Origin of the sequence: Paraburkholderia terrae, assembly GCF_002902925.1 — a bacterium.
Taxonomy (GTDB): Bacteria; Pseudomonadota; Gammaproteobacteria; order Burkholderiales; family Burkholderiaceae; genus Paraburkholderia; species Paraburkholderia terrae.
The window spans coordinates 348,507-366,163 of sequence record NZ_CP026111.1 but is presented as its reverse complement, the minus strand read 5'-3'; the positions used below and the strand labels follow the sequence as shown (position 1 = coordinate 366,163).

General features: G+C 62.6%; 18 protein-coding genes. 13 read left to right on the top strand and 5 right to left on the bottom strand.

Annotated elements, in window-relative coordinates:
* Positions 1 to 20 precede the first annotated feature (20 nt).
* Positions 21 to 1,106, top strand: coding sequence for an AI-2E family transporter (locus tag C2L65_RS01680; RefSeq protein ID WP_042306301.1), 1,086 nt, complete (start codon positions 21 to 23; stop codon positions 1,104 to 1,106).
* Between the two features lie 305 nt (positions 1,107 to 1,411).
* On the top strand, positions 1,412 to 2,650 hold the full coding sequence (locus C2L65_RS01675; RefSeq protein WP_042306302.1) for a PepSY-associated TM helix domain-containing protein: 1,239 nt from the start codon (positions 1,412 to 1,414) through the stop codon (positions 2,648 to 2,650).
* Positions 2,651 to 2,729: 79 nt separating this feature from the next.
* Here C2L65_RS01675 and purU read toward each other — a convergent pair whose 3' ends face one another.
* The 5 genes from purU to C2L65_RS01650 all read right to left on the bottom strand — a co-directional run bounded on the left by purU (position 2,730) and on the right by C2L65_RS01650 (position 7,894).
* On the bottom strand, positions 2,730 to 3,593 hold the full coding sequence (purU, locus tag C2L65_RS01670) for a formyltetrahydrofolate deformylase (RefSeq protein WP_007743389.1): 864 nt from the start codon (positions 3,591 to 3,593) through the stop codon (positions 2,730 to 2,732).
* 70 nt (positions 3,594 to 3,663) lie between these two features.
* Positions 3,664 to 4,512, bottom strand: a complete 849-nt coding sequence (locus C2L65_RS01665; protein WP_042306303.1) for an NUDIX hydrolase — start codon at positions 4,510 to 4,512, stop codon at positions 3,664 to 3,666.
* A gap of 38 nt (positions 4,513 to 4,550) precedes the next feature.
* Complete coding sequence (locus tag C2L65_RS01660) at positions 4,551 to 5,165, bottom strand: LysE family translocator (RefSeq protein ID WP_007579710.1); 615 nt, start codon at positions 5,163 to 5,165, stop codon at positions 4,551 to 4,553.
* A 36-nt stretch (positions 5,166 to 5,201) separates the two neighbouring features.
* Complete coding sequence (locus C2L65_RS01655) at positions 5,202 to 5,768, bottom strand: adenine phosphoribosyltransferase (RefSeq protein WP_042306304.1); 567 nt, start codon at positions 5,766 to 5,768, stop codon at positions 5,202 to 5,204.
* A 122-nt stretch (positions 5,769 to 5,890) separates the two neighbouring features.
* Positions 5,891 to 7,894 carry a monovalent cation:proton antiporter family protein gene (locus C2L65_RS01650; RefSeq protein ID WP_042306362.1) on the bottom strand — a complete coding sequence of 668 codons (2,004 nt, stop codon included), beginning with the start codon at positions 7,892 to 7,894 and terminating at the stop codon, positions 5,891 to 5,893.
* Positions 7,895 to 8,042: 148 nt separating this feature from the next.
* Between C2L65_RS01650 and kdsD the strand changes: the two genes are divergently transcribed.
* The 11 genes from kdsD to C2L65_RS01595 all read left to right on the top strand — a co-directional run bounded on the left by kdsD (position 8,043) and on the right by C2L65_RS01595 (position 17,648).
* Complete coding sequence (gene kdsD, locus C2L65_RS01645) at positions 8,043 to 9,026, top strand: arabinose 5-phosphate isomerase KdsD (protein ID WP_007579707.1); 984 nt, start codon at positions 8,043 to 8,045, stop codon at positions 9,024 to 9,026.
* Positions 9,026 to 9,586 (top strand): KdsC family phosphatase, encoded by a 561-nt coding sequence (locus tag C2L65_RS01640; RefSeq protein WP_007579706.1) that lies wholly within the window; start codon positions 9,026 to 9,028, stop codon positions 9,584 to 9,586. The genes kdsD and C2L65_RS01640 overlap by 1 nt, the downstream gene beginning before the upstream one ends.
* On the top strand, positions 9,583 to 10,188 hold the full coding sequence (gene lptC / locus C2L65_RS01635; RefSeq protein ID WP_042306305.1) for an LPS export ABC transporter periplasmic protein LptC: 606 nt from the start codon (positions 9,583 to 9,585) through the stop codon (positions 10,186 to 10,188). The genes C2L65_RS01640 and lptC overlap by 4 nt, the downstream gene beginning before the upstream one ends.
* A 21-nt stretch (positions 10,189 to 10,209) precedes the next feature.
* Positions 10,210 to 10,887, top strand: coding sequence for a lipopolysaccharide transport periplasmic protein LptA (gene lptA / locus C2L65_RS01630; RefSeq protein WP_042306306.1), 678 nt, complete (start codon positions 10,210 to 10,212; stop codon positions 10,885 to 10,887).
* Entirely contained in the window at positions 10,884 to 11,666 is a 783-nt protein-coding gene (gene lptB / locus C2L65_RS01625) for an LPS export ABC transporter ATP-binding protein (protein ID WP_042306307.1), read from the top strand. Before lptA ends, lptB begins: the two co-directional genes overlap by 4 nt.
* Before the next feature lie 240 nt (positions 11,667 to 11,906).
* Positions 11,907 to 13,427 (top strand): RNA polymerase factor sigma-54, encoded by a 1,521-nt coding sequence (locus tag C2L65_RS01620; RefSeq protein WP_042306308.1) that lies wholly within the window; start codon positions 11,907 to 11,909, stop codon positions 13,425 to 13,427.
* Between the two features lie 175 nt (positions 13,428 to 13,602).
* Positions 13,603 to 13,962: a ribosome hibernation-promoting factor, HPF/YfiA family gene (gene hpf / locus C2L65_RS01615; protein ID WP_007579701.1), complete on the top strand. Its 360-nt coding sequence runs from the start codon at positions 13,603 to 13,605 to the stop codon at positions 13,960 to 13,962.
* A 300-nt stretch (positions 13,963 to 14,262) separates the two neighbouring features.
* On the top strand, positions 14,263 to 14,778 hold the full coding sequence (locus C2L65_RS01610) for a PTS sugar transporter subunit IIA (RefSeq protein WP_035538101.1): 516 nt from the start codon (positions 14,263 to 14,265) through the stop codon (positions 14,776 to 14,778).
* 230 nt (positions 14,779 to 15,008) lie between these two features.
* Positions 15,009 to 15,977, top strand: a complete 969-nt coding sequence (gene hprK / locus C2L65_RS01605; protein WP_007579699.1) for an HPr(Ser) kinase/phosphatase — start codon at positions 15,009 to 15,011, stop codon at positions 15,975 to 15,977.
* Between the two features lie 77 nt (positions 15,978 to 16,054).
* Positions 16,055 to 16,948 (top strand): RNase adapter RapZ, encoded by an 894-nt coding sequence (rapZ, locus tag C2L65_RS01600; protein WP_042306310.1) that lies wholly within the window; start codon positions 16,055 to 16,057, stop codon positions 16,946 to 16,948.
* Between the two features lie 64 nt (positions 16,949 to 17,012).
* Entirely contained in the window at positions 17,013 to 17,648 is a 636-nt protein-coding gene (locus C2L65_RS01595) for an LON peptidase substrate-binding domain-containing protein (RefSeq protein ID WP_042306311.1), read from the top strand.
* Positions 17,649 to 17,657: the final 9 nt, after the last annotated feature.

The window sequence follows — 17,657 nt, the reverse complement described above, 5'->3', positions numbered from 1 at the left end:
GTTGGAGACTATACAAAGCCATGGCCAAGCGTAATCCGGCCCGTGATGACGGGCAGGTGCAGGATCTGCGCCCTCGCCCGGTCAGGCTGACCAGCGACATGAGCCTGCCGAAACTGTCTGCGGTCGAAGTCGGCAGCTACATCGTCGCGCTCCTCGCGATGTGGGCGGTGCTCGAACTCAAGCTGCTGGGCGCGCTGCTCGCCGGCATGCTCGTGTTCCAGCTCGTCCATACGCTAGCGCCGCGCATCGAAAAACACATGTCGAGCGGGCGCGCGCGCTGGCTCTCGGTGGTGATTCTCTCCGCAGTGATAGTCGGCGCGCTGACGGGCTTCACTGTCGCCGTCATCGACCACTTCGAGAAGGACGTGCCCAGCGTGCAGAAGCTGCTCGATCAGGCAATGTCGCTGATCGATCAGGCGCGCGGCCGTCTGCCGCAATTCGTCGCGCAGAACCTGCCCGTTTCCACCGAGCAGATGAAGGAAAAAGCCACCGTGCTGATGCAGACGCATGCGAGCACGCTGTCGCAAGGTGGCAAGAACGCAGCCCGCATCTTCACGCATGTGCTGATCGGCATGATCATCGGTGCGATCATCGCGGTCGGCGCGACCCGGCATATACAGCGGCTGCCTCTGTCCACAGCCTTCATCACGCGCGTCAGCCGTTTCGCCGATGCGTTCCGCCGCATCGTGTTCGCGCAGGTGAAGATCTCGGCGATCAACACGGTGTTTACGGGCATTTTCCTGTTGCTGCTGTTGCCGCTCTTTCACGCGCCGCTGCCGATGGCGAAGACGCTTGTCATGATCACGTTCATCGTTGGCCTGCTGCCCGTGATCGGCAATCTGATCTCGAATACGCTGATCGTGGCTGTGGCGCTCTCGGTGAGCTTTCCGGCTGCCGTGACGGCGCTGATCTTCCTGATCCTGATCCACAAGCTCGAGTATTTCCTGAACGCGCGCATCATCGGCGGGCAGATCGAGGCGCGCGCGTGGGAACTGCTGATCGCGATGCTCGTGATGGAAGCCGCGTTCGGCATTCCGGGCGTGATTGCCGCGCCAATCTTCTATGCGTACATCAAGCGCGAACTGATCTATTTACGGCTCGTTTAACGCGACGAACGGCGTGTACGCGAACACAAAAGGCGACCTGAGGTCGCCTTTTTCATATCCGCGACGCGACGATAGCGCCTTGAAAACGTAACCGCGACATTTTGCCGCACCCCGAATGATTTAGATTGCGGCACCGCGCCGAATGCCGCTTCGCACAGAAATAGACGTCTTCCGTTCTTACGAAACTCTTGCGGCATCCTCATTCGCCCCATAAGATGCGAATCGTTCTTATTCGCAAGGCATCACGCCGTCATGTCCGCCATTTTTCCACCGCCCACGGCCGTCGCCTTTGACGGGATCTGCGCATGAGACCCGTGCTCGTGCGTTTGCATCGCTGGTTCGGCATCGGCATCGCGCTGTTTCTGTTCGTCGCGGGACTGACGGGTGCGCTGATCGCGTGGGATCACGAACTCGACGCGATGCTCAATCCCACCTTCTTCTATGCGCGCAGCGACGCGCAGCCGCTGCCGTCGCTGGAACTCGCGCGCCGTGTCGAAGCAGGCGATCCGCGCCTTCAGGTGACCTACCTGCCGCTATCCGTCGAACCGGGGCACGCGTTGCAGATGATGGTGCTGCCGCGCGTCGATCCAAAAACGAACCAGCCGTACACGCTCGACTTCAATCAGATCGCCGTCGATCCCGCGACGGGCGCAATCCAGAGCCGCCGTGAATGGGGCGCGCTGTCTGTCGCGCGGCTGAATCTGATGCCGTTCATCTACAAGCTGCACTACACGCTGTTCCTGCCGTTCACGGGGGGCATCGACATCGGCACGTGGCTGATGGGTATCGTCGGGATCGTGTGGATTTTCGATAGCGTGATCGCGCTCGTGCTGTCGTTCCCGAGCATGAAGGCGTGGAAGAAGTCGTTCGCGTTTCGTGTGCGGCGCGGCGGCTACGCGCTCACGTTCGACTTGCATCGCTCGGGCGGTGTCTGGATCTGGGGATTGCTGCTGATGATGGCGGTAACATCGGTGTCGATGAATCTGTCGACGCCTGTCGTGCAGCCCGTCGTCAAGTTCTTCTCGACGCTCACGCCGACGCCGTTCACCGATCCATCGTTGCTGCCCAACGCAAAGCCGAACGAAGCACCGATCGCGCGCGAAGCGATCCTGAAGCAAGCGATCCAGGCGCGCGCGGACAAGCACATCGAAGCGCCGCCGGGCGCGATCTACTACGCGCCGATGTTCCATGTGTACGGCATCGGCTATTTCGGCGCCGGCGACGATCACGGCGACGGCGGTCTCGGCAACGCGTGGACATACTGGAATGCGCAGAATGGCCAGCCGCTAGGCGCGCAGATTCCCGGCAAGGGAACAGCAGGCGACCTCTTCATGCAGGCGCAATTCCCGCTGCATTCGGGGCGCATTCTCGGCGTCGGCGGGCGAATCCTGATCAGCTGTGTCGGCGTGATGGTCGCCGTGCTGAGCGCAACAGGCCTCTTGATCTGGCTGAAGAAGATGAACGCGCGCCGCCTGGCGTCGAGTACACGCAAGACAAAGACGCGCGTCGTTCAGACGCAGACGGAAAGCGCCGCTTCGCGCTAACGCATCACCCGTTTCGCCAAACAAAAAAACCGGCGCTGCCGATCACGACACGCGCCGGTTTCGAGCAAAACAAAACGAATCAGCGGAACACGACCGTCTTGCTGCCGTTCAGCACGATACGGTGCTCGACGTGCCACTTCACCGCGCGCGCGAGCGTCACGCATTCGACGTCCCGGCCAATCGCCGTCAATTGATCCGGCGTCATGCTGTGATCGACGCGCTCCACTTCCTGCTCGATGATCGGGCCTTCGTCGAGATCCGTCGTCACGTAGTGCGCGGTCGCGCCGATCAGTTTCACGCCGCGATCGAACGCCTGGTAATACGGCTTCGCGCCCTTGAAGCTCGGCAGGAACGAGTGGTGAATGTTGATCGCGCGCCCGGCCAGCCGTTCGCACAGTTCCGGCGACAGAATCTGCATGTAGCGCGCGAGTACGACCAGATCCGCCTTGCATTCGTCGATCACTTCTAGCACACGCGCTTCCTGCTGCGCCTTCGCATCCTTCGACGTCAGCGGGAAGTGATGGAACGGAATGTCGTAGCTTGCGGCGAGCTGATAGAACTCCTTGTGATTCGAAATGATCGCCGGAATCTCGATGTTCAGTTGCCCCGTGCGATAGCGGAACAGCAGATCGTTCAGACAGTGGCCGATCTTCGACACCATGAGCACGACGCGCGGCTTCTCGTTCGCGTCGTGCAGTTCCCAGCGCATGCCGAACTGCTCGGCGAGCGTCGTGAACGCAGTGCGCAGCGCGTCGAGACCCGGATCGCCGCCCACCTGCTGGAAGTGGACGCGCATGAAAAATTCACCCGTGTGGCTGTCGCCGAATTGCGCGGAGTCGAGGATGTTGCTGCCGCGCTCGAACAGAAAACCCGACACGGCGTGAACGATGCCGGGCCGATCGGCGCACGACAGTTTGAGAATAAAGCTGTGTTCGGTCGACATGACCTCGGTGACTCCCTTCTTCAGTGCGTGTTTCGTGGTGTATCTTGCCGCGCCTCGCTGCGTCTCGTCGTCAGGCGAGAACGGGCGGTGCGAATAGCGCTTCGATGCCTTCGCATGCATCTTCGTCGATCCAGCGGCGGCGCAACAGGCAATCGAGCGTCGCGAGGCTTGCATCGACTGTCATCGCGCCTTCTTCGATCGCCTGTGCAACATCTTCGATGCGCGCCAGCCGATGCTCGCCGACTTCGCCGTCCTGATTGCGCGGCGCAAAGTCTTCAGGCAACGCGAGGTCGTAGATGAAGATCTGCTCGGCCTGCGTGCCTTCGGGCAACGACTGCAGCACATGCGCGGTGCGTCCGGCGACAGCGCGCGCGGCGATCTCTTCCGGAATGCCCGCTTCCTCCCAGCACTCCTTGACGATCGTCTCTGCAAGACTGAAGCCCCAGCCGATCCCGCCGGCGACGACATTGTCGAGCATGCCGGGATCGGTTGCCTTGGTGTCGCTGCGGCGCGCGATCCACAGCTGCGGCGCGCGATCCGCATATTCTACGACGCCGTTCAGATGCACCGCGTACGTCATCGTGCCGAAAAAGCGCGATGCCGCACGCTCGATATAAGCGAGCGGCGGCGCATCGAATGCATTGCGGATCGCATAGGTTTCGTCCCGCCAACCGGGAATGCAGCCCTCGGCGGCAAGCGCGCCGATCACGGAACCAAGCGCCGCGCTGCGCAGATCGACGGTGCTGAACCGCGGCGAAAGCGTGACCTGCTGCGCGTCGATATCGAACACGTCGGGCCAACGCTGGAGCAACGGCACATCGCTTGCACGAACCCAACCGACGCGCTCGCCGTCGATCACAAACGGAACATGCAAGGCGGGATCGAAACGGCGTGCGGCGACGATGCAAGGCAAAGACATGAAAACTCCAGACAGCGTGATGGATGAAGCGCGATAAATCAGTCGCGCAACGCGACGCGAATGCCGATTGCGATAAACGTCGCGCCCGCGAGCCGGTCGAGCCACACGCCCGCGCGCGGCCGGCGCTTGAGCCATCCGCCGATCATGCCCGCGCACACGCCGAACAGCGAGAACACAACGACCGTTTGCAACATGAACAGCACGCCCAGTTCGAGCATCTGCAACGTGACGCTCTGCGCGCCATGCGGATCGACGAATTGCGGCAGGAACACGACGAAGAACAACGTCACCTTCGGATTGAGCATGTTGCCGATCACGCTCTGACGGAAGATCGACGCGAGCGGTTGCGGCGGACGCTCGTGCGCCGTCGCGAGACCCTTGCTGCGCAGGGCCTTGATGCCGATCCAGATCAGATACGCCGCGCCCGCGAGCTTGAGGACCTCGAACGCAACGGGCGACGAACGCAGCACGGCCGCGATGCCGAGCGCGGCAAGCGTCGTGTGAAACGAAATGCCGGCCGCGAAACCGAGCGCCGCGACGAAGCCCGCCGCGCGTCCTTGCGAGATGCCGCGCGCGAGAACCTGCAGATTGTCGGGACCGGGCGCGAACGTGATCGCTATCGACGTCGCGAGGAACAGCAGGAAGTTGGGCATCGCGCTTACGCTCCGTTCAAAGAATGTTCAAAGCAATCAATGGCCGCCGAACGTCGTGACGGTGAAAAGCGGCAGGCCCGCTTCGCGCAGCAGCTTCGAGCCGCCGAGATCGGGCAGATCGACGATTGCCGCGCCTTCGATCACCGTCGCCCCGAGACGCTCGAGCAGCTTCTTGCCCGCCATCATCGTGCCGCCCGTCGCGATCAGATCGTCGACGATCACGACGCGGTCGCCAGGCTTGCAGGCGTCCTCGTGAATCTCGACAGTCGCCGTGCCGTATTCGAGTTCGTACGATTCGGACACCGTCTTGTACGGCAGCTTGCCGACCTTGCGGATCGGAATGAAACCGAGGTTCAGCTCGTACGCGAGAATCGGCCCGATGATGAAGCCGCGCGCATCAAGCCCCGCGACATAGTCGAGCTTCTGGTCGATATAGCGCTGCACGAACAGATCGATCAGCACGCGCAGCGTCTTCGGCTTTTGCAGAAGCGGCGTGATGTCGCGGAACTGCACGCCGGGCTGCGGCCAGTCGGACACCGTGCGGATCTGGCTGTTGATGTAATCGGCCGGATCGAAAGGCTGATTCGCAGGCGCGTTGGACATGATGACTCCAGACGGGTCCGTGAAGACCCAGATATTTCCAGTGAATTGCGTGAATGCAGCGCACGTTCGTCAAACGTGGGGAACGGCGCAGCGTGATCTACGGTGAAGAATGACAGCAAGCGTCAGGCCGCCGCCGCGCCCGCGCGCCGATGCTTCGACAGACGTTCTTCCGCTTCGGACAGCGCTTCGGGCAGGCCGCGCAGTACGACGATGTCGCTGGCGCGCAGCTTGGTCGACGGATCGGGCTCGACGCCGCGAATGCCGTGCCGGCGAATCGCCGTGACTTCGACGCCGAGATCGAACAGCCCGAGTTCTTCGAGCGTGCGCCCGACGGCATCCGCCTTTTCGTCGACGGGCACCGATTGTAGCCGCACCTGCTCGTGACCGTCGTCGTCCTCGACGTCGTCAGCGCCGTGGAAGTAGCCGCGCAACAGACTATAACGCTCGTCGCGCAGCTCCTCGACACGCCGCACGACGCGCCGCATCGGCACGCCCATCACGACGAGCGTGTGCGACGCCAGCATCAGGCTGCCTTCGACGATCTCCGGAATCACTTCCGTCGCGCCCGCGGCGAGCAGTTTTTCGAGGTCGGAGTCATCGACGGTGCGCACGATCACGGGCAGCGTCGGTTCCAGTTCATGGATGTTGTGCAGCACGCGCAGCGCGGACGGCGTGTTCGCATAGGTGATCGCAACAGTCGCCGCGCGATGGATACCCGCCGCGAGCAACGACTCGCGCCGCCCGGCGTCGCCGAACACGACTGATTCCCCAGCCGCTGCTGCAGCGGCGACGCGGTCTGGATCGAGGTCCAGTGCGACATACGAGAGCCCTTCGTGCTCCAGCATGCGCGCGAGGTTCTGCCCGGCGCGGCCGTAGCCGCAAATGATCACGTGGCCGCTCTGCTTCAGGCTCTGCGTCGCGATACGCGTCATCTGCAACGATTGCATCATCCATTCCGTCGATGACACGCGCAGCACGAGACGATCCGCGTTCTGGATCATGAACGGTGCGGCAAGCATCGACAGCAGCATCGCGGCGAGAATCGCTTGCAACAGCGTCGCGTCGACCAGATGTTTATCGAGAATCAGATTGAGCAGCACGAAACCGAATTCGCCCGCTTGGGCGAGCCCGATGCCCGTACGCATCGCCACACCCGGCGTCGCGCCGAAGAGGCGCGCGAGGCCCGTGATCATCACCGCTTTCAGCAGCACCGGGCCGATCAGGAACGCGAGCACGATCAACGGATGCTGCCAGATCACCATCGGATTCAGCAGCATGCCCGTCGTCACGAAGAACAGACCGAGCAGCACGTCGCGAAACGGCTTGATGTCCTCTTCCACCTGATGCCGGTAAGGCGTCTCGGCGATCAGCATGCCCGCGATGAACGCGCCGAGCGCGAGGGACAGGCCGAATTTATCGGTGATGAACGCGGCGCCGAGCGTCACCAGCAGCAGGTTCAGAATGAACAGTTCCTGCGAGCGCCGCCGTGCGACCACGTTGAACCAGCGCGTCATGAACTTCTGACCGACGATTAACAGCAGCGCCAGTGCGATCACGATCTTGATCGAAGCGATGCCGAGTGCCGCCATCAAGTCTTCCGACTTGCCGCCGAGCGCCGCGATGATGATCAATAGCGGCACCACGGCCAGATCCTGGAACAGCAGCACGCCGAAGATATTGCGGCCATGCTCGGTTTCGATTTCGAGCCGCTCCGCGAGCATCTTGCTGACAATCGCCGTCGACGACATCGCGAGCGCGCCGCCCAGCGCGACGCTCGCCTGCCACGAGATATGCACCCATCGCTCCAGCACGAAGCCGAGCGACACCGCGACGGCAATCGTGCCGAGCACCTGCAACAAGCCGAGGCCGAATACGAGCCGGCGCATCGAGCGCAATTTCGCCAGCGAGAATTCCAGCCCGATCGAGAACATCAGGAACACGACGCCGAATTCGGCGAGGTTCTGCGCGCCGACCGAATCCGGCACGATGCCCAATGCGTGCGGCCCGACCACAATGCCGACGGACAGATAGCCGAGCATCGGCGGCAGGTTCAGATAGCGGAACACGACGACGCCCACCACTGAAGCCAGCAGCAGGAACAGCGTCATTTCGAGCGGGGAAATCATCGGCAAAAGCGCATGGGAAAGAGCATCCTGGTTCGTCGGCGGAGCCACGCGCAAACGCCCGCGCAGCAAGGTTCAGGGGCCCGTGAAGGCAATGTCCGGAAAGGTCGTTCCCGGCGCGGCGAACAAGCGCCTTTGCTATACTCCCCGGATGATAGCGAAAATCAATGGCGACCGGGCACTTGCGCTCGCTCGCGACGTGCTGGACATCGAAGCGGACGCCGTGCGCTCCCTTCGCGATCATCTCGATGACGCGTTCCTCGAAGCAATCGACTTCATTCTCGGCTGCCGTGGACGTGTGGTCGTCTCCGGCATCGGCAAATCTGGCCATATCGCGCGCAAGCTCGCAGCGACGCTCGCGAGCACGGGCACGCCCGCGTTTTTCGTGCATCCCGCGGAAGCCAGCCACGGCGACCTAGGCATGGTGACAGCCGACGACGTATTCATCGGCATGTCGAATTCCGGTGAATCGGAAGAACTGGTTGCGATCCTGCCGCTCGTCAAGCGCCTCGGCGCGAAGATGATCGCGATGACGGGCCGCCCCGGTTCGAGCCTCGCCAGGATCGCCGACGTGCATCTATATTGCGGCGTCGAAAAGGAAGCGTGTCCGATGAATCTCGCGCCGACGGCCAGCACCACGGCCGCGCTCGCACTCGGCGACGCGCTCGCGGTCGCCGTGCTCGAAGCGCGCGGCTTCGGTGCCGACGATTTCGCGCGCTCGCATCCCGGCGGCGCGCTTGGCCGGCGTCTGCTCACTTATGTGCGCGACGTGATGCGCACGGGCGACCAGGTGCCGAAGGTTCTTTCGGACGCGACCGTCCGCGACGCGCTGTTCCAGCTTACGGCCAAACGCATGGGCATGACGGCCATCGTCGATGAAAACGAGCGGGTCAAGGGCATCTTCACCGATGGCGACCTGCGCCGCGTGCTCGAGCGCGACGGCGATTTCCGCGCACTGTCGATCGATTCCGTGATGACGCACGGCCCGCGCACGATCGGTCCCGACCGGCTCGCTGTCGAAGCCGTGGAACTGATGGAGCGCCACCGGATCAATCAGATGCTGGTCGTCGATGAAGCAGGCAAGCTGATCGGCGCGCTCAACATGCACGATCTGTTTTCGAAGAAGGTGATCTGATGGCTCCCGCCCTGACCGCAGCCGAACGCGCAAGCCGCGTGAAGCTGATGATATTCGACGTCGATGGCGTACTCACCGACGGCAGCCTGCTGTTTACGGCCGAAGGAGACACGATGAAGGCGTTCAACTCGATGGACGGTCACGGCGCCAAGCTGCTGCGCGAGGCAGGCATCGACACGGCGATCATCACGGGGCGCAAGTCGGGCATCGTCGAGAAGCGCGCAGAGAATCTGCGCATCACGCATGTGTATCAGGGCGTCGAGCACAAGCTCGCGGCATTTGAGCAACTGCTGAAGGAAACGGGCCGTACGCCGGAAGAATGCGGCTACATGGGCGACGACTGGGTCGATCTCGCCGTGATGCTGAAAGTCGGCTTCGCGGCCGCACCGGCAAACTCGCATCCCGAAGTGATCGCCCGTGCGCACTGGGTCAGCGAAGCGCGCGGCGGCCATGGCGCGGTGCGTGAAGTGTGCGACGCGCTGTTGCGCGCGCAAGGCCGCTATGACGCGCTGCTCGCAGCCGCATGCAGCGGCGAAGTGCAGCGGGGCCTCGTCGGATGAACCAGTTTCGCTGGACCTCGCTGATCCCGCTCGTCGCGATGGCGGCGCTCGCCGGCATCACGTATTGGCTGCTGCAGGCTACGCTGCCGCGCCAGGACGAAGGCGTGGTCAGGCCGAAACAGCACACGCCCGACTATTTCGCGGACAACTTTTCGATATCCGAACTCGATCAGTCGGGCGCAACGCAATACCGGCTCACCGCGTCGAAGCTCATCCACTATGAAGACGACGAAGTGAGCGACCTGACCATGCCCGCCATTCGCGCATTCCAGCCGGGCAAGCCCGTCGTCACGGCGACGGGCGACCGCGGCACGGTGAACGGCGACGCGTCGATCGTCGATCTGTACGACAACGCGCGCATCGTGCGCGACGCGGGTTTCGGCGACCCGAGAATGCAGGCCGATTCTTCGCATTTCCGCGTGCTCGTGAACGACGATGTCATCGAGACGGAAAAGCCGGTTAAACTTCAGCGCGGCCAGTCGATCATGACGGCCAGCGGTATGAACTACAACAATGTCACCCGGGTCATCCAGCTATTCGGCAACGTGCGTGGCGCCATCGCCCCCGTCGACTCCGGCAGTTCCCAGAAGCAACCCGGGTAAATCCAATTCCAGCGTGACTGCATGAACGAATCGTTCCCCCGTTTTGAGTCCGGCCGCATGCGCGCGTATCGCACGAGCCGCGCCGGGCTTGCGGCACTGTTGATCGCCTTGCCGCTTGCCGGTTTTGCGCCGCTTGCGCACGCCGAACGTGCCGACAAGGACAAACCGCTCAATATCGAAGCGGACAACATGACGTATGACGACCTCAAGCAGGTCAACATCTTCACCGGCCACGTGGTCGCGACCAAAGGCACGATCGTGATCAAGGCGGACCGCGTCGAAGTGACGCAGGACCCGCAGGGCTATCAATATGCAACGGGCACGTCGACGGGCAAGAACCTCGCGTACTTCCGCCAGAAGCGCGACGGCGTCGATGAATACATCGACGGCGATGCCGAACGCATCGACTACGACGGCAAGCAGGACCTCACCACGCTGACGACTCGCGCAACCGTGCGCCGCCTGCAAGGCCTGAACACGATCATGGACGAAGTACACGGCAGTGTGATCACGTACGACGGCCAGAACGACTTCTACACGGCCAAGGCCGGCAAGGACGTCGCAGGTCCGGGCAATCCGAACGGCCGTGTGCGCGCGATGCTGTCACCGCGCAATGGCGGCGCCCAGCCGATCAGCGGCCCGTCGGCGACGCTGCAACCGACCAACCAATTCCAGGGACAAGGATCGACGAAGCCGTGAGCGCCCCCGCCCTTCCCCATCGAAAGCCGGCAGGCACCAGCAGTTCGCTCGTCGTCCGCAATCTGAAGAAGCGCTATGGTTCGCGCACGGTCGTCAAGGACGTCTCGCTCGACGTGAAGAGCGGCGAAGTGGTCGGCCTGCTGGGCCCGAACGGCGCCGGCAAGACGACGTCGTTCTACATGATCGTCGGCCTCGTGCCGCTCGATGCCGGCGAGATCGATCTCGACGGCAAGTCGATCAGCCTTCTGCCCATCCACAAGCGCGCGTCGCTCGGCCTGTCGTATCTGCCGCAGGAAGCGTCCGTGTTCCGCAAGCTCTCCGTCGAGGAAAACATCCGCGCCGTGCTGGAGCTGCAGTTCGGCGAGGACGGCAAGCGTCTGTCGAAAGACGCGATCGCGTCGCGCACGGAAGCACTGCTCGACGAACTGCAGATCGCGCACTTGCGGGCGAACCCCGCGCTGTCGCTGTCGGGCGGCGAGCGCCGCCGCGTTGAGATCGCGCGCGCCCTCGCCACCAATCCGAGCTTCATTCTGCTCGACGAACCGTTCGCGGGCGTCGACCCCATCGCGGTGCTGGAAATCCAGAAGATCGTGAAGTTCCTGAAGCAGCGCAACATCGGCGTGCTCATCACCGATCACAACGTCCGCGAGACACTCGGTATCTGCGATCACGCATATATCATCAGCGACGGCAGCGTGCTCGCGGCCGGCGCGCCCGGCGACATCATTGAAAACGAGAACGTGCGCCGCGTCTATCTGGGCGAACACTTCCGCATGTAATACGCGCACGCGGCTCGTGGACGCCGCGTGCAGCGCCCTCCCGGCCTGATCCCAGGCCGTTTCAAAACACGGGTTCAGTAATTTTGACGGGCTACGCTGGAGTGTTACCGCGCGCGGTATCGCTCGGGTATCGCCCGCGTAATCGGCCGTCCGCGCCAAAATCTGGGGCACACGCGTTTTTGCGGGTGTCGCAAGGTATCGCGGTCGTGGCAAACTCTCTACAATGAATCACACATTGCCATGAAAGCCAGCCTCCAACTCCGCCTGTCGCAGCATCTTGCGCTGACACCACAACTGCAACAGTCCATCCGGCTGCTGCAGCTGTCTACGCTTGAACTGCAGCAGGAAGTGTCGATGGCGATCTCCCAGAATCCGCTGCTCGAAACGGAAGACGACTGGATCGCCAGTCCGTTGCGCGTCGCCGCCGACGGCACGGTCATCTCGCAGACGTCGCAGAACACCTCGCCGGAAGGGATGTCGAGTTCGCCGCCGTCCTCGTCGTCGTCCACTTCCTCCGGCGAAAGCCAGGAGAACGGCGAACCCCAGGGCGTCGACGAATACAACGGCATGGGTTCGGACTCGAACTCGGATGCCAACCAGTGGAATCTCGACGACTACGGCCGTTCGGGCAACGCATCGGACGACGACGATCTGCCGCCGCTGCAAATCCACGAATCGACCACGACGCTGCGCGATCACCTGACTGCTCAACTTCGTGTCACGGGAGCAAGCGCACGCGACCGCGCGCTCATCACGTTCCTGATCGAATCACTCGACGACGACGGCTATCTGACGGCCACCTTCGACGAAATCCTCACCGATCTCCCCGAAGAACTGGAGGTCGATACCGACGAACTCAACGCGGCCCTCGCCTTACTGCACAGCTTCGACCCAGCGGGTGTCGGCGCGCGTTCGGCGTCCGAATGCCTGCGTTTGCAGTTGTGCCGGCTCGAGCCCTCGCCCACGCGCACGCTCGCGCTCGACATCGTCGCGCATCATCTGGAGCTGCTCGCCGCGCGCGACTTCACGCGTCTGCGCAAATACCTGAAGGCAAGCGACGACGATCTGCGCGAAGCGCATGCGCTGATCCGCTCGCTGGAGCCATTCCCCGGCGCGGCCTACGGTAAGGCCGAAGCGGACTACGTCGTGCCCGACATCATGGTGCGCAAAACGGCACAGGGATGGCAGGCGGAACTGAATCCCGAAGTCGTGCCGAAACTGCGTATCAACCATCTGTACGCGAATATCCTGCGCAACAATCGCGGCGATCCGGGCAGTGGTTCGCTGCGGCAGCAACTGCAGGAAGCGCGTTGGCTGATCAAGAATATCCAGCAGCGGTTCGAGACGATCCTGCGTGTCGCACAAGCAATTGTGGAGCGTCAAAAGAACTTTTTCGCCCACGGCGAAATTGCCATGCGCCCCTTGGTTTTGCGGGAAATAGCTGATACGCTGGGTTTACACGAGTCGACGGTCTCACGTGTGACAACCGGCAAGTACATGCTCACCCCATTCGGGACGCTTGAATTTAAGTACTTCTTCGGATCGCACGTATCCACCGACACGGGGGGCGCGGCCTCTTCAACGGCCATTCGCGCACTCATCAAGCAACTGATAGGAGCGGAAGACACCAAATCTCCTCTTTCAGACAGCCGCATTGCCGAACTGCTGGCGGAACAGGGTTTCGTCGTCGCTCGCCGTACCGTTGCGAAATACCGCGAAGCACTGAAGATCCCAGCAGTCAATCTGCGCAAGTCTCTTTAGCCCGCTACGTCCTGTGGCGGGTATTTTCCGGCCGCGCCGCTGTTTGGCGGAGCAGGCTGGCCGATGCGACCTGCCAGCAGCCTGTCAAACGGGGGACGGCGTGGCAGATCGAGGGAATCGACCGGCGCTCGCGCGATTCATGCGGACCAGGCGGCCACTAGCTTGGAGAAGCACTATGAATCTGAAGATCAGTGGACACCATCTCGATGTAACGCCAGCGTTGCGAGAATACGTGATCACCAAACTTGACAGGGTGCTAAGACATTTCGATCAGGTGATCGATGGCAGTGTGGTCCTCTCGGTCGACAACCACAAGGAAAAGGAAAAGAGGCAAAAGGTTGAAATTAACCTGCATCTGAAGGGCAAGGACATTTTTGTCGAAAGCTGTGATGGCGACCTGTACGCCGCGATCGACCTGATGATTGACAAGCTGGACCGGCAAGTCATTCGTCACAAGGATCGCCTGCAGGGCCATCAACATGACGCGATCAAGTATCAGCCGCTGGCGGCACAACCCGAAGTGCCACCGCAGTAAGCCAGTAGAGGCTTTTACTTAGTCCCGCGAACCGCCCGATATCGGGCGGTTTTTGTTTAGGCGCATGTTGCTTGCGGCGCGTGGTGTTTCATGTGCGTGGTTCGCAGTCCCGCACGATCCGCAGGGCACGCCAATTTTGACTCATGGCGCGGCGCACCATCGGTAGCAACCCTGTTCTATAATAAATCGGTTACCTTCGGGGTCTTTGTCCAGCCCGAGCCCTGCACAAAGGGATCATTGCGGGTCTCAAGAGCAGGGCTCATCGCGCGTCGCTGGATTCGCCATGAGCAGCTGCGAGGCATGGAACGCTTTTCAATCGCCACAGCGAGGAGAATCCAGGCGACCTTTGCGCCTGTCAACATGAATCGTTTAGCCAAATATCTTCCCCTCGAAAACGTCGTCGTCGGTCTCGCGGTTACAAGCAAGAAGCGCGTATTCGAGCAAGCGGGCCTGATCTTCGAAAACCAGAACGGCATCGCCCGCAGCACAGTGACTGACAACCTGTTCGCGCGCGAGCGCCTCGGTTCAACGGGGCTCGGCGAAGGCGTCGCGATCCCGCACGGCCGCATCAAGGGCCTCAAGCAGCCGCTTGCCGCCTTCGTGCGCCTTGCCGATCCGATCCCGTTCGAATCGCCGGACGGCCAGCCCGTGTCGCTGCTCATCTTCCTGCTGGTCCCCGAACAGGCGACGCAGCAGCACCTTGAAATCCTGTCGGAGATCGCCCAACTGTTGTCGGATCGCGAAGCGCGCGAACGGTTGCACACAGAAGAGGACCGCGAGGCGTTGCATCGCCTGCTGACTCAGTGGCAACCTTGACGTATCGGCGGCATTTCGCGGCTGAAGACGTAGGAGCCACGGCGCCGGAGCACCGCGTTTGATTCGAGGCTTGCGGCGAAGTCCGGCAAACCGGCGTCGCCGCGAGCCGAACATGTTCAATGCACGGCGTCGCAACACTGGCAACAGCCGGCGCGCAGCGAGCAGGCGGCGAACATTAGCAGACCAGCAGCACCCTAGCGGCACATACGAGGTCAGGGAGTCAGGGATTCATGGATACGTCCAGCATCAACGCCCAAAGTATTTTCGACGACAACGCCGCCGCGCTGAAACTCAGCTGGCTGACGGGGCATGAGGGCTGGGAGCGCGGCTTCTCGGCGGAAACGGTTGCGACTGCAACGTCCAGCGCCGACCTCGTGGGCCACCTTAACCTGATCCACCCGAACCGGATCCAGGTGCTCGGCGAAGCCGAAACCAACTACTACCAGCGTCAATCCGACGAAGACCGCTCGCGCCACATGGCCGAGCTGATCGCGCTCGAGCCGCCGTTCCTGGTTGTCGCGGGCGGCGTCGCCGCGCCGCCGGAACTGGTCCTGCGCTGCACGCGCTCGTCGACGCCGCTCTTCACGACGCCGATGTCGCCCGCTGCCGTGATCGACAGCCTGCGCCTCTACATGTCGCGCATCCTTGCGCCGCGTGCAACGCTGCACGGCGTGTTTCTCGACATTCTCGGCATGGGCGTGCTGCTCACGGGCGACTCGGGCCTCGGCAAGAGCGAGCTTGGCCTCGAACTGATCTCGCGCGGCCACGGTCTGGTCGCCGACGACGCCGTCGACTTCGTGCGCCTCGGCCCGGATTTCGTCGAAGGACGCTGCCCGCCGCTGCTGCAGAATCTGCTCGAAGTGCGCGGCCTCGGCCTGCTCGACATCAAGACGATCTTCGGTGAAACGGCCGTGCGCCGGAAAATGAAGCTGAAGCTGATCGTCCAGCTGGTACGCCGGCCGGACGGCGAATTCCAGCGCCTGCCGCTCGAAAGCCAGACCGTCGACGTGCTCGGCCTGCCCATCAGCAAGGTCACGATTCAGGTGGCTGCCGGCCGAAACCTCGCCGTGCTGGTCGAGGCGGCCGTGCGCAACACGATCCTGCAACTGCGCGGCATCGACACGCTCCGCGACTTCATGGATCGCCAGCGCCTCGCCATGCAAGACCCTGACAGCCAGTTTCCCGGCAAGCTAATCTGACGCAATGCGCGCGAAGCCGCGGCGGCACAGCGGGTGACACCGGATGCTATGATGAACCCAACGGATTCCACGACTCCATGCGCATTATCCTGATCACCGGTATCTCCGGCTCCGGCAAGTCTGTCGCTTTGAACGCGCTCGAAGACGCGGGCTACTACTGCGTCGACAATTTGCCGCCGCGCTTTCTGCCCGACCTCGCCGCGTACCTCGCGGGCGATGGCCAGGACCGGCTCGCGGTGGCGATCGACGCGCGCTCGGGCGCCTCGCTCGACGACATGCCGCAAATGATCCGCGATCTCGCCGGCCTGCACGACGTGCGCGTGCTGTTCCTGAACGCCAGCACACAGGCACTGATCCAACGCTTTTCCGAAACACGCCGCCGCCATCCGCTGTCAGGCTCGCCCGCACACGATGCCGACGTCGGCGTGCTGACGTCGCTTGCCGAAGCGATCGAGCGCGAGCGCGAACTCGTCGCGGGGCTCGCCGAATTCGGCCACCAGATCGATACCAGCAACTTGCGGGCAAACGTTTTACGCGCGTGGGTCAAGCGTTTCATCGAGCAGGAGCACACGGGCCTCGCGCTGATGTTCGAGTCGTTCGGCTTCAAACGCGGCGTACCGCTCGACGCCGACTTCGTGTTCGACGTGCGCACGCTGCCGAATCCCTATTACGACCGCGAACTGCGTCCGCTGACAGGACTCGACAAGCCCGTCATCGATTTCCTCGATGCACTGCCCGTGGTTCAGCAGATGATCGGCGACATCGAGTCGTTCCTGCAGAAATGGCTGCCGCATTTCCGCGACGACAATCGCAGTTATCTCACCGTTGCAATTGGTTGTACGGGCGGACAGCACCGCTCGGTATTCATCGCCGAAACGCTTGCCGCGCGTTTCGCGAGCGAAGCAAACGTGTTAGTGCGGCATCGCGATGCGCCGATCAACGTCGACGACTCATCGAAACTGGTCGCCTGAGTTATCCGATGGTGGCCCGACCGGCCGTCGCTCGCAGCGGCGGCCCTAACCGAAGCGTTGCGCCATGTCCTCTACACCGTCCGTGCTTGCCGATGTGCCGCTGTTTCCTTTGCACACCGTTCTTTTTCCTGATGGACTGCTGCCGCTGAAGATCTTCGAGGCACGCTATCTCGACATGGCGCGCGACTGTTTGCGCGACAACACATCGTTCGGCGTGTGTCTGCTGAAAAGCGGCGGGGAAGTCGCGCAGCCCGATGAGCCGTCCGTGCCGGAGCACGTCGGTTGCCTCGCGGAAATTGACGTGTGCGATGTCGACGAGTTCGGCATGCTGCTGATTCGCGCGCGCGGCACCGCGCGGTTCCGGCTGCTGTCGCATCGTGTCGAACAAGGCGGCCTGCTCGTCGGGATGGCCGAGTTGATCGGCAGCGACGTGCCGCTCGAAGGCACCCATTACATGGAAAAGTTCGGCGCGTGTGCGGAAGTGCTGGAGCGCATCATCGCGACGATACGCGAGCGCGATGCCGAGAGCCTGCCGTTCCTCGAGCCGTTCAAGCTCGACGATCCGACCTGGGTGTCGAACCGCCTGTCCGAAGTGCTGCCTATCGCCCTGAAGGCACGGCAAAAGCTGATGGAGCTGCAGGACGCCGGCGCACGGATCGACATCGTGCATCACTACATGCAGCAGCATCAGCTGTTGTAACGCCGGCGT

Coding starts and splice junctions, on each gene's coding strand:
- hprK (WP_007579699.1), top strand. CDS start 15,009: ATGGATACGTCCAGCATCAACGCCCAAAGTATTTTCGACGACAACGCC.
- C2L65_RS01650 (WP_042306362.1), bottom strand. CDS start 7,894: ATGATTTCCCCGCTCGAAATGACGCTGTTCCTGCTGCTGGCTTCAGTG.
- rapZ (WP_042306310.1), top strand. CDS start 16,055: ATGCGCATTATCCTGATCACCGGTATCTCCGGCTCCGGCAAGTCTGTC.
- kdsD (WP_007579707.1), top strand. CDS start 8,043: ATGATAGCGAAAATCAATGGCGACCGGGCACTTGCGCTCGCTCGCGAC.
- C2L65_RS01655 (WP_042306304.1), bottom strand. CDS start 5,768: ATGTCCAACGCGCCTGCGAATCAGCCTTTCGATCCGGCCGATTACATC.
- purU (WP_007743389.1), bottom strand. CDS start 3,593: ATGTCGACCGAACACAGCTTTATTCTCAAACTGTCGTGCGCCGATCGG.
- C2L65_RS01610 (WP_035538101.1), top strand. CDS start 14,263: ATGGAACGCTTTTCAATCGCCACAGCGAGGAGAATCCAGGCGACCTTT.
- hpf (WP_007579701.1), top strand. CDS start 13,603: ATGAATCTGAAGATCAGTGGACACCATCTCGATGTAACGCCAGCGTTG.
- C2L65_RS01660 (WP_007579710.1), bottom strand. CDS start 5,165: ATGCCCAACTTCCTGCTGTTCCTCGCGACGTCGATAGCGATCACGTTC.
- C2L65_RS01640 (WP_007579706.1), top strand. CDS start 9,026: ATGGCTCCCGCCCTGACCGCAGCCGAACGCGCAAGCCGCGTGAAGCTG.
- C2L65_RS01665 (WP_042306303.1), bottom strand. CDS start 4,512: ATGTCTTTGCCTTGCATCGTCGCCGCACGCCGTTTCGATCCCGCCTTG.
- lptC (WP_042306305.1), top strand. CDS start 9,583: ATGAACCAGTTTCGCTGGACCTCGCTGATCCCGCTCGTCGCGATGGCG.
- lptA (WP_042306306.1), top strand. CDS start 10,210: ATGAACGAATCGTTCCCCCGTTTTGAGTCCGGCCGCATGCGCGCGTAT.
- C2L65_RS01620 (WP_042306308.1), top strand. CDS start 11,907: ATGAAAGCCAGCCTCCAACTCCGCCTGTCGCAGCATCTTGCGCTGACA.
- C2L65_RS01680 (WP_042306301.1), top strand. CDS start 21: ATGGCCAAGCGTAATCCGGCCCGTGATGACGGGCAGGTGCAGGATCTG.
- C2L65_RS01675 (WP_042306302.1), top strand. CDS start 1,412: ATGAGACCCGTGCTCGTGCGTTTGCATCGCTGGTTCGGCATCGGCATC.
- C2L65_RS01595 (WP_042306311.1), top strand. CDS start 17,013: ATGTCCTCTACACCGTCCGTGCTTGCCGATGTGCCGCTGTTTCCTTTG.